We start from the raw sequence: 18,078 nt of genomic DNA on the forward strand, positions 1-18,078 counted from the left end.
CCTAACATGGGATATATAGAGGAAAAGTCAAAGTCAAGTAAAACCTGACTTTGACTTTTCCATTTACTAGCTTATCTGTTTCTTATTTATTTTTATCTTCCTCATCTTTATCTTTGTCTTCATCATTAACTTCTTCATAATCAGCATCTACAACATCGTCCTCAGTAGATCCTTCACCTTGAGCTGCTTCTGCATCTGCTTGAGCTTGCTCATATAATTTAACAGAAAGTGCTTGAACTTGTTCTTCCAATGCATCTTTCTTCGTTTTAATTTCTTCTAGATCATCTGCTTCTAATGCAGTTTTTAATTCATCTTTAGCTGTTTCAGCCTTTTCTTTTTCTTCATCAGATACTTTATCACCAAGATCTTTGATTGTTTTATCTGTTTGGAATACTAGCTGATCAGCTTCGTTACGAAGTTCAACTTCTTCACGACGTTTTTTATCATCTTCTGCATTATCTTCTGCATCTCTAACCATTTGTTCAACTTCCTCATCAGATAGACCAGATGAAGATTTAATTGTAATGGAATGTTCTTTATTTGTACCTAAATCTTTGGCACGCACGTTTACAATACCATTCGCATCGATATCAAATGAAACTTCAATTTGTGGTACACCACGTTGTGCTGGTGGAATATCTGTTAATTGAAAACGACCAAGTGTTTTATTATCGCCAGCCATTTCACGTTCACCTTGAAGGACGTGAATATCTACTGCAGTTTGGTTATCAGCAGCTGTTGAGAATACTTGCGAATGACTTGTAGGAATCGTTGTATTACGCTCAATTAATTTAGTCGTAACGCTACCCATTGTTTCAATACCTAAAGATAGTGGTGTAACATCAAGAAGAACAACATCTTTGACATCACCTTGTAAGACACCTGCTTGAATTGCTGCACCTAATGCAACTACTTCATCTGGATTTACACCTTTAGATGGATCTTGACCAGTTTCTTTTTTAATTGCCTCTTGTACTGCTGGAATACGTGTTGAACCACCAACTAAGATAACTTTGTTGATTTCACTTGCTTTCATTCCAGCATCTTTAAGTGCTTTACGCGTTGGTCCCATTGTACGCTCTACAAGACCAGATGATAAATCATCGAATTTTGCTCGCGTTAAATTCATTTCTAAGTGTAATGGGCCAGCTTCACCCGCAGTAATAAATGGTAAAGAAATTTGCGTTTGAGAAACACCAGATAAGTCTTTTTTAGCTTTTTCAGCAGCATCTTTCAAACGTTGTAAAGCCATTTTATCTTTAGAAAGGTCAATACCATTTTCTTTTTTGAACTCTGCAACTAAGTGATCAATAACTACTTCGTCAAAATCATCTCCACCAAGACGGTTATCTCCAGCTGTTGCAACAACTTCAAATGTACCTTCTCCAATATCTAGAATAGATACGTCAAATGTACCTCCACCTAGATCGTATACAAGAACTGTCTGATCTTGATCAGACTTATCGATACCATAAGATAATGCTGCTGCAGTTGGCTCATTAATAATACGTTCTACTTCAAGACCTGCTATTTTACCAGCATCTTTTGTTGCTTGACGTTCAGCATCATTAAAATATGCTGGAACAGTAATAACCGCTTTTTCAACTGTTTCTCCAAGATAATCTTCTGCATATGACTTAATATACTGTAAGATTATTGCTGAAATTTCTTGAGGTGTGTGTTCTTTTCCATCAACTTCAACTTTATAATCCGTACCCATGTGACGTTTAACTGACTGAATCGTGTTTGGATTCGTAATTGCTTGTCGTTTTGCTACTTCACCTACTTGACGTTCACCATTTTTAAATGCTACAACTGATGGAGTTGTACGGTTACCCTCAGGATTCGGGATAACTTTTGCTTCTCCACCTTCCATTACTGCAACACATGAATTTGTTGTACCTAAATCAATTCCAATAATTTTTCCCATGGTTATTTCCTCCTCTAATACTTATGTAATTATTGATTCACTTTTACCATTGCCGGACGAATAATCCGATCTTTTAATTTGTATCCCTTTTGTAACTCTTCCACAACAACGTTTGATTCATATTGATCATCTTCCACTTGAACAACACCTTGATGCAAGTGTGGATCAAATGTTTCGCCAACTGTTGCAATAACTTCAACGCCCTCTTTTTCCAAAGCATCATTTAATTGACGATAGACCATCTTTATTCCATCAACGAACTGCTTAGCAGCTTCGTTATTCACTTCCGCTTGTATTGCTCTTTCGAAATTGTCTACAATCGGTAATAAGTCTGTAATCAATGATTGCGATCTATATTTACGATCCGCTTCTTTTTCCTTTTGGGTACGTCTACGGAAGTTATCATATTCTGCTTGTACTCTTAATAACCTTTGATAAACCTCATCTTTTTCCCTTTGTAAGACCTCTAGTTCATTTGTTGCTTCTTCAGCATCAGGTTGGTTTACTTCATCAATTATTTCTTGATCAGCATTTTCAATTACGTCATCTTCTTGTTTTTCTGTTTGTTTATTCTCTTCCATTATGGTCACCTCCTCTAATATTTCATTTGAAAATGAAACCTTGTTGACTATATCATGAATAAACATGGAAATAAAGTTTAAGGTTTCAATTTTAATCAACCAAGAATCAACAAGTAAAGGCACTTTTCTCCATTACTTGATCCTAATTAGTATCATCTTTATTAAGATAAAAATACACTTCCACTTAGAACCAAGAATGAAATGTGCTCGACATTCGGCTAGATAAACTATTTAATAGTGAAATAACACGAGAATACTCCATCCTAGTTGGTCCCAACAAAGCAATTGTTCCTATTTGTTCTCCAGCTAATGTATAGGTTGCAGTAATCAAACTACAGTCCTGCATTTCATCCATCTTGTTCTCCTGTCCAATAGAAACATGAATTCCGTTTTTATTGGAACGTAAAACATTAGCGATGATATCCTCCTGTTCCATGACCGAATATAAAGAGTGGATTTTATCTACATCCCTAAATTCTGGTTGTAACAAAATGTTTGTGATACCACCCACGTAAAGTTTAACAGGTTGTTCATCAAATAATGCCGCCCTCAAATATTGAAAAGCTGAATCGAAATCATCCATATACTTATCAAGAACGTTTAGCAACTCTAATTGTAACTTCTCGTAAAGATGAATAATTGGAACGTTTTTTAATCTGTCATTTAATATATTGACCAATTTTTCTAATTCACTAGGCTTAATTTCCGTTGGTATCGTAAAAGACCGATGCTCAACGTGACCCGTGTTTGTGACTAGAATAGCAACCGCCACATTAGATGACAAATGGATAATTTGTAGTTGCTTTAAGGTTGTTTCATATACCTTGGGTCCTAAAATAATGGATGTATAATTGGTTAACTCCGAAAGCACTTTTGCTGATTTTTGTACAACCTGTTCAAATTCAACCATTTCCTCTGCAAAAGCATGAGAAATAACACTTCTGTCACTTTTCGATAAATGAAATGGCGATAATAAATGATCGACATAAAAACGATATCCTTTTTCTGACGGCACTCTACCAGAAGAAGAATGGGTCTTTTCAATAAAACCCAATTCTTCTAAATCCGCCATGTCATTTCGGATAGTTGCTGGACTATATGTTATCTCTTCCATTTTTGAAATAGCTCGAGATCCAATAGGTTGTGCTGTGTGGATGAATTCATCAATAATAACTTGTAAAATTAATAATTGTCTTTTTGATAACATCGATGATCACCTCTGTTAGCACTCTTAGCACTTGAGTGCTAAATCTATTATTAAATTATCAAATGCTGGGGGAAATGTCAATATGAATGCTTATAAATTTTAAATATTACTTCCTACTTGGCAGGAAGCATTCGCTTGAATTTCTCCTGTTCTAGTAAGAATTCTTGAAACACTTCATTACCAAATAATTGGCCCATTTGTGTTAATCTCACTTGATCTCCCACTTCTTCTATCCACTCTTTCGCTTTTAATTGCGCTAACTCATCACGATATAAATCATTTATCCCTAGATTATATTTTTCAGTAAAGCTAATTTTTGAGACACCGGATCGTTTGCGTAATCCTAAAAACATCTCTTCTTCGATCTGCTCTTTCAATCCAATTGGTTCTCTGTGAAGCACTGGAAATTCGTTTTCATTCGCTTTTTTAAAGTATGCAGGAAAAGGACGTAAGTTAACAATACGCTCCCCTGGTAAATACCCATGAGCACCTGCTCCAAAACCAAAATAGTAATCATTATTCCAATAGGTTAAATTATGTTTACTTTCATAGCCAGGAATTGCAAAATTACTAATTTCATATTGATTTTTACCATGCTTCTCCATCTGTGAAATCAAATGTTCATACATATCCGCTTCTGTTTCTTCCGGTTGTCTTTTTAATTTCCCTTTTTTATAACGTTGATAAAAAACGGTCTTCGGTTCAATTTGAAGCGAATAAGAAGAGTAATGTGGCAAATCAAATGCTAAAGCTTCTTGCACTGTTTTTTCAAATCCTGCCATTGTTTGTGTTGGTAGACTGTAAATTAAATCTATACTTATATTTGTAATACCATGTTTTTTAAGTGCATCTATATTTTGATAAACATCTTTAACGCGATGAAGTCTACCTAATTGTTCTAGTAGTTCATCATCAAAGACTTGTGCTCCCATGGATATTCGATTTACCCCATATGCTTTTAACAACTTTATTTTTTCTTCGTCTAAATCACCCGGATTTGCTTCAAACGTATATTCTTCTACACTTTCCACTTCAAAGTATTTACTAATAGATGTAAGTAATACTTTCAATTGATTTGTGTTAAGAGCAGTTGGAGTTCCCCCACCAACAAATATTGTCTTCATCTTTTGCCTAGGTTCCTTTATATAAGCCGCCATTTCTTTATCTAAAGCTATTAAATAATCATCCGCCATTTTTTTGTCATAAAAGAATTTTGTGAAGTCACAATAGTGACAGATCTTTTCACAAAATGGAATGTGGATATATACCGATGATACCATTAACTTTCTCCCCTTCTTATTCGATGTGATAATAGTAACTAGAAACCCTTGTCACATTAATGACAAGGGTTTGTTTTAATTATCTTCATCCATACGTAAAACAGCCATAAATGCTTCTTGTGGCACTTCTACAGAGCCAACCATTTTCATGCGCTTTTTACCTTCTTTTTGTTTCTCTAATAATTTTCTTTTACGCGATATATCTCCACCGTAACACTTTGATAGGACATTTTTACGCATTGCTTTAATCGTAGATCTCGAAACAATTTTGTTTCCTATCGCTGCCTGTATTGGCACTTCAAATTGCTGCCTTGGTATTAGTTTTTTTAATTTCTCTACTATTTGCTTTCCTCGATTAAATGAGAAATCTCTATGAACAATAAACGAAAGTGCATCAATTGTTTCACCATTTAACCAGATATCCATCTTCACAAGATTAGATACTTTATACCCAATCATCTCATAATCAAAAGAGGCATAACCTTTTGTTTGAGATTTTAAAGAATCGAAAAAGTCATAAACGATTTCGGATAAAGGAATTTCATATACCACATTAACACGGTTATCATCTAGATATTCCATATCAAGAAAGTCTCCACGTTTTTTCTGGCATAATTCCATTACTGTACCAACGTAATCATTGGGTACCATTACTGTCGCCTTTACAAATGGTTCACGTATTTCCTTAACAGATTGTGGATCTGGCATAATTGATGGGTTATCAATTGAAGCTTCTGTATCATCATTTAAAAGCACCTGATAAATAACACTTGGTGCAGTTGTAATTAGATCAATGTTAAACTCTCGTTCGATACGCTCTTGAACAATCTCCATGTGTAATAATCCTAAAAAACCAGCTCGGAATCCAAACCCTAATGCTTGCGAGGTTTCCGGATCATATTGTAACGATGCATCATTTAATTCTAATCGCTCCAACGCTTCTCTAAGATCATTATAATTGTTAGATTCTACTGGATACAATCCACAAAACACCATAGGATTTAAGCGACGATAACCAGGTAACGCGACTTCAGCTGGATTATTAGCAAGTGTAATCGTATCACCAACCTGTGAGTCTCCTACCTCTTTCATCGATGCCGTTAAGTATCCAACATCACCAACTGAAAGTTCATTTTGAGAAACTGGTTTAGGTGTAAACACACCTACATCATTGACTTCAAATTCTTTTCCATTTGCCATCATTTTAATGGTGTCGCCTACTTTAACTGAACCCTCTTTAATACATACATACGCGATAACACCACGATAAGAATCATATAATGAGTCAAAGATTAATGCTTTTAATGGCTCATCGGCATTTCCACTTGGTGCTGGAATCTTCTCTACTATTCGTTCCAAGATTTCATCGATACCAATCCCTGACTTAGCGCTCGCAAGTATTGCTTCATTACCATCAATGCCAAGCACATCAGTAATCTCTTGTTTAACTCGTTCCGGGTCAGCACTAGGTAAGTCAATTTTATTAATTACTGGAATAATTTCTAAATCATTATCCATTGCTAAATAGACATTAGCTAATGTTTGTGCTTCAATACCCTGTGCAGCATCAACAACCAGAATTGCACCTTCACATGCTGCTAAACTGCGTGACACCTCATATGTAAAATCGACATGTCCTGGTGTATCAATCAGATGAAATAAATATTCATCACCATTTTCTTGTTCATAATGTAATTGTACTGCATTTAATTTTATTGTAATTCCACGTTCACGCTCTAAATCCATTGCATCTAAAAATTGTTCTTTCATTTCACGTTGAGATAATGCTTTTGTTTTTTCTAGTATTCGATCAGCTAATGTTGATTTCCCATGATCGATATGTGCAATGATAGAAAAATTTCTTACACGTTTTTGATCTCTTGCTTTCGACAATGTACACTCACTCCTATTTTCAGGCAACAATACTAGGGTTGATTATAGCAGTGATAGATAAATCATTCAATTGTTTTCATCAAAATTCTACATGCAAGTGATTCAAATGAAAACTTGAGATATACTATATGCAACATCAATTACTTGATTGTAAAACCAGACGCTAGCCTTTTCTATCGACTGTGCGGCTTGATACGTCATATTAGTTGGTTGTTCTTCCTGGTCTTCGGTTGTAACATCCACGACTTCCGTATTGTTTTGTGGTAATGGCATTTCTGTGTCAGCCATGGTAGTAATCACTGCTGCATCTTTAGCTGTTTGTGTTTGATTTACCATTTCATCATGCGGCTGTTGTGCTCCCAAAATCATTCCTGATAAGAAAAAAACAAGCAACAATAAGAATCCTATCAATTTGCGCATCAGTTTACATCCCCTTTACGTAAAAAATAATATTAATTAGTTTTTTTACTAACTTCATCAGCATTTGTATCCCAATAATAGGTACTAAAGACATCGGCTAATGCATCGGCTGAACGGTACAACTCTTCCATCGTATTATCAACGCCTCCAACTTCAATTAAAATTGCATTATCCGCTAAATTTTGATTATAAATACCGTTTCTCCCAGTTCCACCTTGTTCTGTGACTCCTCTACTTAAGCCAGGATATGTAGCCTCCAGTTGCTCATGTAGTTTTGTCGCTAGCGCTACATTATCTTCATTGCCACTGTAATCTGAACCAATTACAAAAAAGAGATTCGCATATGTTTCTCCATCTATTGTTGTTGACGTATCATCTTTTCTTCGACTATCACGATGCAAATCAAATACATATTCAATTTGCTTGTTACCTGCTAATGCTTCTTCTACAATCGGTTTAGACGCTTCATAAGATTGCCAATATTCCCAATCATTTTTATTTAGTACCGACATAAAATCCGTGTGATCAACTTGTGCACCAATTCCTTTTGCCTCTAAACTTTCCGCTAAACGATCACTTACTTTTGTAATATTTACTTCATCATGAAAAGCATTGTTAGGATCGTCCACACCATCCAAATGAGGTAAAAATGATTCCCGATTATGCGTGTTATAAACAAAAACAACTTTTTCACCTTCTATTGTTTGTTCATTCTGCTCTTCTTCTGTTTGTTCATTTTTAGGAATTTCTTCATCCATTGTTGCATCTCTTTCTTCTAGAACCACATCTAGCGGTGAAGATGATTCAATTGGTAAATCAGTATAATCCGTTCCTTCACCCGCAATAATAATTTTTCGATCAAAGGCATAAAAGCCTGGCAACTCTCTTCCTAATAGACTTCTTACATCATTTGGTTTTATATTTGTTGTTAATTCAAATAAAAAATCATTCCACTTAATTGGTTCTACATCAGAAGGATAGGCATCTATAAATTGTTGATTTTCCATCCCCAATAAATACAGAAATGATGAACCATTAATTTGGCTTGTCCATGATGTTAAAAGCGTGGATGATATCCGATATGCTGGTTTTGCGGTTGTAAATAAACCGATCGAAACAAACAAGACGATAAGAATTACAATCCAAATTGAACCATTTCTAATATACTGAACAAAAGCATTACGTACGTTATTCCATTTTATTTTTATATGAGTCATAGTTCCCTCTCCTAATTCTCTATCAGGTTTACTAGATACTTATGATAGATACTAAGAGAGTAGAACCAATTTCATTTCTATTAACGTGTATAGGAACCAGAATTGCTTATCGTTACAGTTTGATGCAATGCTGCATTAATGCCCGATGCTAATAAATGTGCCATATCTTTCATATAGCCATCTACTTCCTTTGGCGTAACCATTAAATTATGTCCAAGTGGTGTCAAAACTTCTTGAATTAAGGTGCGTTTTTCTTCTTCATTTAGTCCGCCTATCATTCCAAACATCGCTTTTCTTTTTTCTAGTTTTGGCATGTCTTTTTCAGATAATGTCCGGTTTCCAAAATTCATATTTGCAGGTGTAAGACTTTTGGATGGTCTGTCTTTTTCAGCCCATTCTCTGCCAAAATGTTTTAACATATAATCAATCGTATCACTCGTAATTGTTACAGCATCAACTACTGTTGGAACACCTATAGCTATAACCGGAATTCCTAATGTCTCTTTACTTAGCTCTTTTCTCTTGTTCCCTACCCCAGAACCTGGATGAATTCCAGAGTCTGAAATTTGAATTGTTGCGTTAACGCGTTCGATGGAACGTGATGCCAATGCGTCAATCGCAATAACGAAATCTGGTTTTATTTTATCAATGATACCCACAATAATGTCACTTGTTTCAATACCGGTAACTCCCATTACACCTGGAGTTAATGAAGAGACAGAACGATACCCCTCTGCTACAGTTTCAGGATGAAGCTCAAATAAATGACTTGTGATAAGCGACTTCTCTACCGTCATTGGTCCAAGTGCATCCGGGGTTACATTACCATTTCCTAATCCTACAATTAAACAGGTCGCATCCTCTTTAAGGTTCGTTTGTTCTAATAGTTTTAATAACTCCGTCGCTAGAACCTGCGCTGCTTCTTCTTGCAGATGACTATCTTGCCGTTTCACACCTTCTGTATGAATGGTAATATAGTTACCTGCCTTTTTATGAATTTTTTCAGCACCTGCTTTATCTATTTGCACATAAGTAACAAGTGTATCTTTTTCTTTGTGTTCCTTAATTATCACACCTTCAATTTTCTTTTCTTTGTCATTTTCCTCTTCTACATACATATCCTTTGCTTCTACCGCTAAGTCAGTTCTTATAGAAGGTTTCCAATCCTGAGATTGCGTCATTTTCTTCACCATCCTTTTCTATATAGACTTGCCAGAGCCATTAAAAAAAATACGTAATCACATCATCCTAGATATTTATATTGAAAAATCTCTCGCGCTTTGGTACAATGTCTCTTGTTCCATAGTAATTTATAGTGGATCTCAAAACCTGGAGGTGAAATCATGGCTAATATTAAATCAGCAATTAAACGTGTACGTTTGAATAATGATAAACGCGCGCATAATGCACCAATTAAAACTGAAATGCGCTCTAACATTAAACGAGTAGAAAACTTCGTTGCAGAAAAGAATGTAGAAAGTGCAAAAACAGCTTTACAAAGTGCAGTTAAAAAAATTGACAAAGCAGTTCAAAAAGGCATTGTCCATAAAAATAATGGTAATCGTCAAAAATCACGTCTTACTAAAAAAGTAAATGAGCTTAGTGCTTAATTACTTTTTATGACCAACAAAAAAAGCGACCCTTTTAAAACAAGGATCGCTTTTTTAATTCGTTTTTATAGTTTGTTTAGTCTTTTGTTGAATTAATTGGTAAAGTAACAATTCAAACGCTAATGATTTATCAATCTTACCTTGCTTAATCTGGGCATCTGTTGTTGCACATGCGTCAATTATAAATTCCAGCATCTTTTGTGAGAATTTTTTTTCTCTTTCCATCGACATCTTTACGACATAAGGATGTATTTTTAAGTATTGGGCCATTTGTTTTTGACCATAGCCTTTTTGCACTAAAACTTTAACATGATAAAGTGTTCGAAACTGTGAAGCTAATAAAGCAACTAGCGCAATAACTTCCTCATTCATTCTTTCTAAATCTTTAAAAATTTGAATCGCTTTGTTTAAATCTTTAGCTATTACTGCATCAACTAATTTTAATCCTGATGTATTTGCTTGATGTGCTACTAAATCTTCTGCAATAGTTTCAGTTACTGTCCCATTCATACCAACATACATTGCTAATTTCTCTAATTCTTTTTGTAACATTAATAAGTTGGTCCCTGTTTCTCGAACAATTAATTCATAAACCGGCTTTTCTAATTTAATATGGAGCGTTTTAGCCATATGATCAATCCATCGATCCACATTCCAAGCTTTTATTTCTTCACAATCTACCATTGTAGCTTGTTTCTTTAACAATTTTATTAATTTTTTTCGCTCATCTAATTTTTCATAAGGTGCAATTAAAACAAGCGTAGAATAATCTACAGGTTGCTCAATATACTGTTGTAAACTTTCTAAATTATGATCTACATTTGATTTATCTTGCTTAGCCGTTAAAAACAATGGATTATAAGCAAAAATTATTTTTCTTCCTCCAAAAAATGGATATGTTTCTGCGTCCATTACTACCTCTTGGATTGTCGTTTCTTCTAAGTCATAACGAATTATATTAGATTCTTTATCTTCAGGTGCTAAACCGACAGAAATTAACTGCTTATTAATTGCTTCAATCAAGAATGATTCCGTCCCATATAAAACATATAAAGATTGCAATTTCTCTTTTTTTATCGTTTCTATTGCTTTAAAATAATCCACTTTTTCACACTCCGATAACTCTAAATTGTTATATATACTCAACATTCGCAGAGTGAAACAGGCATTTAAGTCATGGTACAACTAGGAAGTCTCCCACTCCAAAAATGAAATTAAATTTGAGATCCGTTCCTAAGCATCATTGCGATACATTTACGAACATGATAGATAATGTGACATAACGCTCTCGCTCTGTAAATATACTTCGCTTTCCGTGGGCACGGCTTCAGCTAACTTAGTAAAGCATAAATCGCTTTACTAAGTGGATCTTCAGCCCGTGCTGTTCCCACTGGAGTCTACGCATATTTCCATCGCTAGCATAGAGACTGCATTCTTTCGCACGTTAAAAATCACGTTTAGAAAAGAAAGACAGGCATATCACATGTTTCTATCTTACATTACAATTCGATCCTCAAACTAGCGAAGGAAGCAAGTGGATGACACTCCTGTGCCCAAGGAAAGGGAAGCCATTTGCTTCCATAGCGAATGTGTTAAGGCAGCATATATAGCTATTTCGTAATAAAACAAAATCTCTTAGCGAGCAGACCTATTTAAAAGACTGTCAATTAATATAACAGCTATGTGTTAAACCTAGAACAGTCAATGATCGCACTTATTTTCTGGGTGAGAAGGTTGAGTATATATCTATATCCTAAAGCGAATAGCTAAGGAAAACAAGCGATAAATTCAGAAAAAAGGAGGAAGCGATGAACATCACTCCCTCCGCAATCTATATGAACGTTTTAAAAACAGTCCTAGGCAGCTGCTTTAAAACGATGTTTTCAAGTATAGATTGACCCAATGATTAAAAACTAGGCATGTAAACTGTTGCTAACAAAGGAAATTGTCTTAAATCAAAATGGCAGCAATTAGATTATTAAGATTTACGCATAACAAAAACGCACAAGCACTGCTTTATAGCAAAATAAATCAACAAGCATCCGTTTCTATTTGTTAGAACCTAAGATATATTATGGTAAGAATGATGAAAATGTTCCTCTATCTCCATTATTTTTATACGTATATTCTATCGCTCCTTGTTTATCCGTTCGGTATATTATTACCTTCTCTTTTGTTAAGCGTTCTAAAACATCTTGATGTGGATGGTTATATCGGTTATTTTCTCCAACCGATAGTAATGCAATTTGAGGACGGACAGTTCGTAAAAAGTTGGTAGAGGTTGAGGATAGACTTCCGTGATGTGCAACTTTAAGAACATCTACTTTAACATTCGGATAATTTTTAGTGAGTATGTTTTCTACATCCTCACCAATATCACCAGTGAATAGCCACATTAAAGATCCAATTTCAGATGCAATAACTAATGAATTATCATTTTTTGATTGCTGATTTACTTGAGGATGCATCACATAAAATTGCTGGCGATCAATCATAAAGTGCTCACCACTGTTAATATAACTCCAATTAATTTCTTCCTTTTTTAACACACTAGCTAATTCCTCAGGAGGGGTAAAATAAGTACTTGTCAAAACTTGTTGGACTCGGAATTCATCTAATAAGTAAGGTAAACTTCCTATATGATCATGATCAGCATGAGATAGTACAACTAAATCAATGCTTCCAATACCTCTGCTGTACAAGTATGGTTTGATGACTTGCTGATACGTGCGATCAGATGGCGATTTAAAATCATTTTCCATCGTTCCAGCAGCATCTATGAGTATTACTCCTTTTCGATAAGGTAATTCAATAATAATTGCATCACCTTGACCGACATCAAGCATCGTAACTGTTCCGTTTGCATTCATATATGGGCGACAAGATATCCAAATAATCAAGCAAATTAAAGCGATCCCGTTTAAAGTGGCGATTCTTTTCTTTTTATTATCTAGTGCAATAAACAAGAAAAGTAATCCAAAATAGTAGGGAATAAAATAATATACTGGAAATTCACCGACAATCCATGGATAATAACTTTTTTGATCAATCCAGTCTATTATTGATAAAGCAAATTGATGAACATGCATAAATAGCAAGTCGATAAGCGTAGTCAAAAACGGAAAGAAATAGAGCGAAAGAAGGATAAGGAATAAAATAGGCATAACTACAACTGAGAAGTATGGGACGACTACACTATTCAGTAGCAATGATAATGGGTTAAAAAAGTAAAAATGAGCTATCTGAATTGGCAAAACACTAACTAAACTAATAAAACTAATTCGAAATAACAGGTCTACTTTTCCGTTACTTCTAGTTATCAAATGTTTAGACAATAGCAATGATAGCGTTACAAGAAAAGAAAATTGAAAACCTAATTGATAAATAATTTGTTTATCTAGTACCACACAAATAAAGAAAACAAAACTTAAACTATCAATTAATCCTACTTTAAACTTATTTTTTAACATAATGAATCCCAATATCGTCATCCATACTGCTCGCCATACTGATGGTGCTCCTCCACTAATGAAAGGATAGACCATCAATAAAGCTAGCAATAGATAAAATGCTTTCTCTTTTGTAATCATACCAGTCTTAATCAGGATAAAATAAACAAAGCCACTAATTAAACCTACATGTAAGCCCGATATAGCTAACAGGTGGGACAAACCCCATCGTTGGAATACGTTTATAGTCTTTTCTTCAATCAACGCGTCTTGCCCTAATAATAACGCTTGGAGCCATCCGCTTGTAAAATCGCTTGTGTTTTCTTCAATTTGAACTATGATGTTTTTTCTAATTGTGAAAAGTCTGTCTTTAAATGAGGAACCTGTACAATTTAGATTGCTTTGCTCTATCGTTATCAAATAGTTAATTTTTTGTTTATATAGATACTCTTGATAATTAAATTGTCCTGGGTTTTTACTGGCTGGAGGTATTTCTGGTGATCCTTGTAATTGACAAGTGGCACCAGTTTTCCAAGTTGTAGGGTGAACTGATGTCTTTTCATTATTAAAGTATGTGACAAGAAGATCTTGATCTGTTAGATCATCACGAAAGACAAATGAGGTTTTTAATGCTTTTGTTTCTATCTCTGAGACAATAGTTCCTGTGAAATCAAGTATTGCATTACTTGAGATATTAGTTTGATTCACAGGATAATAGTAAAAAGAGAAAATGAAACATGTGCTACACATGATCAAAACATGTACAATTCTTAACCTTTTGTTCCTGTACAATAGATATAACCATAGAAAGAATATACCATATAGGAACAGCAATCGAAGTGTGATCGCAATTATTCCAATGATTGCACTGACTGCAATCAGATGCCATTTTCCACGCACAAGTTGATCCCCTCTTTTCTATTTATATTTACTTACTCTCCAGGTACCAGATCAATTGAGACCTGTTCCAATACAACCTTTTCAACATGAACTCCCGCATCACGAAAGAGATCAATTGCATAGGGATGATTTTTATAATCTGTTGCATAGTAAACAGACTTAATTCCACCTTGAATAATGGACTTACAACATTGTAAGCAAGGAAAATGCGTTACATACATTTCAGCACCATCTGTGGCTACCCCGAATTTTGCACACTGTAATAATCCGTTTATTTCTGCATGAATCGTACGTACGCAATGTCCGTCAATGACATAACAGCCTTCGTCTATACAATGGGTACTTCCTGAAACGCTACCGTTATATCCAGCTGCAATAATTCGTTTATCTCGAACAATAGTTGCTCCTACCATCAACCTCTCACACGTGCTACGCAAAGCAATTAAGTGACTTTGTGCCATAAAATACTGATCCCATGAAATTCTTTCCATTAATTTATACCTCACTCACTTATTTTTCTAAAGTTTATCCAACAAATGAACATTCGTCAATAACTTATGGAATTCGAATAAATTCCTCAAGTTTTTCAATTGTTTTAGCTCCGATTCCAGATATAGCTTGTAAATCCTCAATCGATTTAAAAGCACCATTTTCTTCTCGATACTGCAAGATTGCATCTGCCTTAACTCCACCAATGCCCGGGAGGGTTTCAATTTCTTCTTTAGTAGCTGTATTAAGAGGAATTTTAGATGAAGTAGTTTCATTTGTAGTTGTTAGTATAGAATCTATCTCTTCCCCAATTTTCGGAACAATTATAACCATCTCATCCACTACTTTTTGGGCTAAGTTCACTTGCTCTATGTCAGCTTGGTCAGTAAACCCACCTGCCATTTCAATTACTTCTTTCACACGTTTATCTCCAGTAATTTCATACATATCAGGTTTCTTCACTTCTCCTTTTACATCTACAAATTGCTTTGTGGATTCCTCAGTATGCTGGGGGAGTATATCTATTTCCGCTTCTGGCTCAATTTCGGAGTCCGTCTTAGCCGTACTTATGATCGTGTTAGTCTTTTGAACAGAATCGATTATTTCCCATAAACCAAAGCCTATTACACCAATAATGATAGAGGCAATTAGCCAATTGTTTTTTAACCAATAAACCATTTTCCAACTCCTTTTTGAGTGAGATATAAACAGGGATCGAACACAGAGGGAATTCTGATTAAAAATAAATCACACTCCTATTTTCGACAAAAGATTTGTTTATCCTGCAATTTTATTAAAAAACAAAAAAAACGTTTATTCATTCTATTAAAATGAATAAGCGTTTTAATTTCTCTACTTTTGGCATACAAAAAAGATTCGTTGTTGATCTTCAATCTTTTCTTTTGAAATTGGATCGAAACCAAAATCAGCATATAAACCTCTTATTTCAAATCCGCTTTCTTTTAATAACTTTTCATATGTAGGAATCGGAAAAGTCCGTTGGTGATGTATTTCATCAAAACGGTCATATTGTGTTTGATCTTGAACAAAAAAGGTTAGATTATGAAAAACTTCACCAATTTGTTCACCTGGCTCACAGAACCAAACATAGCCCATATCTTCATACATTTCAGAAAAAACTTGATCTTTTAATTCAGACTCTACATATCCCAATGCGTGGACATCGAATAAAAACAAACCATTTGGTTCCAATAGTTCTTCAACATTGGAGAACACTTGCCCTAGTTCTTCCTCTGTTGTGATGTAGTTAATAACATCACAATAGCTAACAGCGGCATCAAATTGACTTAAACCGTCCAATGAACGCAAATCTTGTTCAATCCATTGGATATCTAAATTATTTGCACTTGCTCTTTGCTCGGCATGACTTAGCATATCAGCGGCTAAATCGACACCTACTAAATCATAACCAGATTGTGAAAGAAGACAAGTAATTTGCCCGGTTCCACAACCTAAGTCAATTATTCTTTTTGTTTTCGTTCCATACTTTTTTAATGCATACGTCGTAAATGCATGCCACGCATCATAAGGGGCATCTTCCATTAACAGGTCATATACATATGACATTTTATTATAAGACATTACTTATCCCTCTTTTGTAAGATGTGTCTCTACAAGTGGTGCGTCACCCCAAAGTCGCTCAAGGTTATAATAGTTGCGCTCATCACTATGGAAAATATGACAGACAACGTCTCCTAAATCAACTAGAATCCATCGGGCTTGGTCAAACCCTTCCATTCGTTTTACACTAATTTCTAATTCTTCGGCTTTTTCTTTAATTTCTCTTGCAATTGATTGTACTTGTCTTTCATTACTCGCATCACAGATCAAGAAATAATCCGCCATTGATGAAACTTGTTGCATATTTAATAAAACAATATCATTACCTCGTTTGTCGTCACAAGCTTGTGCTGCTAATTGTGCTAGTTGTTCAGTATTCATTAAGTTTAATCCCCCAGTTTATTTTTGCTATTTAGATAATTGTACGCATGAATCGTATCTGGATAAATCTTTTGATTATGTGTTATTAAGTGTTGTATCGTATTTTTCAAAGCTAGGAAAAGCGCATAATCTAAATTCTGTTTTGCTTGTTCACGAACCGCTTCAACTCCAGGAAATTTTCTACCTGGTTCAATATAATCCGCTAAAAAAATAATTTTTTCCATTGTACTCATAAATGCCTTACCTGTTGTGTGCCAATGAATAGCCTGTAAAATAGTACGATCTGTTACCCCAACTTCACGCTCTACTAATAAAGCACCTACCGGACCATGCCATAATTCTGTATGATGCTCCAATAAATCTTTTGGCAATGTTGTTGACGTTTCGATCCATCGCTTCATTTCATCAAGATCACGATATTTTGCGTAATCATGAAAGATTGCAGCAAGTTCAATTTTATCAACTGGCTGTCCATAGTGTTTAGCTAAAGCAATCGCAGTATCGGCTACACGAATAGTATGCTCATACCTTGGTAACTTTAAATGCGATTTTACTATTTGTAAACTTTCAGTTCGATTCATACAAATGAAACTCCTTTATAACACGTAACACGCTTGGGGTCACTAAGTATTTAATTGATTGATCTTTTTTTACTCTTTCACGAATCATTGTTGATGATATATCCATAATCGGAATATTTAATCCAATTATCGGAAAATCTGTTTTCAAAACATAATCAGGTCGTTTTACCCCGACAAATTGAATTAATCCCATTAACTCATCAATACGATACCATTTCGGTAAATATTCCACCATATCCGCGCCAATAATAAAATAAAACATAATGTCTGAATATTTTTCATTCAACAATTTTATTGTGTCAAATGTGTAGGACTTTCCTAAACGATCAACTTCAATCGTATCGAGGAAAAAATGATCGTTATCTGCAATTGCTTCTTCGACCATATTAATTCGTTGCGATACATCTGTCGTTGTCTTCTCTTTATGTGGCGGTTCATAAGAAGGAATAAACCAAATTTCATCCAGTGCTAACTGTGTATATGCTTCTTCAGCTATCATCAAATGTCCGATATGCGGCGGATCAAACGTTCCACCTAAAAGGCCTACTTTTTTCATTTT

At 34.8% G+C, this 18,078-nt stretch carries 16 protein-coding genes and 1 pseudogene; 1 reads left to right on the plus strand and 16 read right to left on the minus strand.

The annotated features are described in order from the left end of the window. Positions 1–82: 82 nt before the first annotated feature. From dnaK to gpr, 8 genes are all read right to left on the minus strand, one after another. Positions 83–1,930, minus strand: a complete 1,848-nt coding sequence (gene dnaK / locus D2K60_RS17485; RefSeq protein ID WP_117169177.1) for a molecular chaperone DnaK — start codon at positions 1,928–1,930, stop codon at positions 83–85. Between the two features lie 29 nt (positions 1,931–1,959). Beyond that, positions 1,960–2,511, minus strand: a complete 552-nt coding sequence (gene grpE, locus D2K60_RS17490; RefSeq protein WP_117169176.1) for a nucleotide exchange factor GrpE — start codon at positions 2,509–2,511, stop codon at positions 1,960–1,962. 184 nt (positions 2,512–2,695) lie between these two features. Continuing rightward, complete coding sequence (gene hrcA / locus D2K60_RS17495) at positions 2,696–3,718, minus strand: heat-inducible transcriptional repressor HrcA (RefSeq protein ID WP_117169175.1); 1,023 nt, start codon at positions 3,716–3,718, stop codon at positions 2,696–2,698. A gap of 113 nt (positions 3,719–3,831) precedes the next feature. Next, positions 3,832–4,998: a radical SAM family heme chaperone HemW gene (gene hemW, locus D2K60_RS17500; RefSeq protein ID WP_117169174.1), complete on the minus strand. Its 1,167-nt coding sequence runs from the start codon at positions 4,996–4,998 to the stop codon at positions 3,832–3,834. 75 nt (positions 4,999–5,073) lie between these two features. Then, complete coding sequence (lepA, locus tag D2K60_RS17505; RefSeq protein WP_117169173.1) at positions 5,074–6,891, minus strand: translation elongation factor 4; 1,818 nt, start codon at positions 6,889–6,891, stop codon at positions 5,074–5,076. A gap of 102 nt (positions 6,892–6,993) precedes the next feature. Continuing rightward, positions 6,994–7,311, minus strand: coding sequence for a hypothetical protein (locus D2K60_RS17510; protein WP_117169172.1), 318 nt, complete (start codon positions 7,309–7,311; stop codon positions 6,994–6,996). 32 nt (positions 7,312–7,343) lie between these two features. Continuing rightward, complete coding sequence (gene spoIIP / locus D2K60_RS17515; RefSeq protein ID WP_117169171.1) at positions 7,344–8,528, minus strand: stage II sporulation protein P; 1,185 nt, start codon at positions 8,526–8,528, stop codon at positions 7,344–7,346. Between the two features lie 80 nt (positions 8,529–8,608). Beyond that, positions 8,609–9,709, minus strand: a complete 1,101-nt coding sequence (gpr, locus tag D2K60_RS17520; RefSeq protein WP_117169170.1) for a GPR endopeptidase — start codon at positions 9,707–9,709, stop codon at positions 8,609–8,611. A gap of 162 nt (positions 9,710–9,871) precedes the next feature. On the opposite strand from gpr, the gene rpsT reads away from it, so the two are divergent. Then, a complete protein-coding gene (gene rpsT, locus D2K60_RS17525; RefSeq protein ID WP_117169169.1) occupies positions 9,872–10,138 on the plus strand; it encodes a 30S ribosomal protein S20 in 267 nt (88 codons plus the stop codon). Between the two features lie 54 nt (positions 10,139–10,192). On the opposite strand, the gene holA is transcribed toward rpsT, so the two are convergent. From holA to D2K60_RS17565, 8 genes and pseudogenes are all read right to left on the minus strand, one after another. Beyond that, complete coding sequence (gene holA, locus D2K60_RS17530) at positions 10,193–11,242, minus strand: DNA polymerase III subunit delta (RefSeq protein ID WP_240335268.1); 1,050 nt, start codon at positions 11,240–11,242, stop codon at positions 10,193–10,195. A gap of 968 nt (positions 11,243–12,210) precedes the next feature. Next, positions 12,211–14,487: a DNA internalization-related competence protein ComEC/Rec2 gene (locus D2K60_RS17535; RefSeq protein ID WP_117169168.1), complete on the minus strand. Its 2,277-nt coding sequence runs from the start codon at positions 14,485–14,487 to the stop codon at positions 12,211–12,213. Positions 14,488–14,534: 47 nt separating this feature from the next. Further along, positions 14,535–14,978, minus strand: a pseudogene (locus tag D2K60_RS17540) (ComE operon protein 2); the annotation flags it as partial. Positions 14,979–15,042: 64 nt separating this feature from the next. Further along, the gene (locus D2K60_RS17545; RefSeq protein ID WP_117169166.1) at positions 15,043–15,654 is read right to left on the minus strand and encodes a helix-hairpin-helix domain-containing protein; all 612 of its coding nucleotides are present in this window, start codon (positions 15,652–15,654) and stop codon (positions 15,043–15,045) included. Positions 15,655–15,828: 174 nt separating this feature from the next. Next, positions 15,829–16,578 (minus strand): class I SAM-dependent DNA methyltransferase, encoded by a 750-nt coding sequence (locus D2K60_RS17550; RefSeq protein ID WP_117169165.1) that lies wholly within the window; start codon positions 16,576–16,578, stop codon positions 15,829–15,831. A 3-nt stretch (positions 16,579–16,581) separates the two neighbouring features. Continuing rightward, complete coding sequence (gene rsfS / locus D2K60_RS17555; RefSeq protein WP_117169164.1) at positions 16,582–16,938, minus strand: ribosome silencing factor; 357 nt, start codon at positions 16,936–16,938, stop codon at positions 16,582–16,584. A 5-nt stretch (positions 16,939–16,943) separates the two neighbouring features. Next, positions 16,944–17,519: a bis(5'-nucleosyl)-tetraphosphatase (symmetrical) YqeK gene (yqeK, locus tag D2K60_RS17560; RefSeq protein ID WP_117169163.1), complete on the minus strand. Its 576-nt coding sequence runs from the start codon at positions 17,517–17,519 to the stop codon at positions 16,944–16,946. Continuing rightward, complete coding sequence (locus D2K60_RS17565) at positions 17,506–18,075, minus strand: nicotinate-nucleotide adenylyltransferase (protein ID WP_117169162.1); 570 nt, start codon at positions 18,073–18,075, stop codon at positions 17,506–17,508. The genes yqeK and D2K60_RS17565 overlap by 14 nt, the downstream gene beginning before the upstream one ends. Between the last annotated feature and the right edge of the window lie 3 nt (positions 18,076–18,078).

Source organism: Paraliobacillus sediminis (assembly GCF_003426055.1).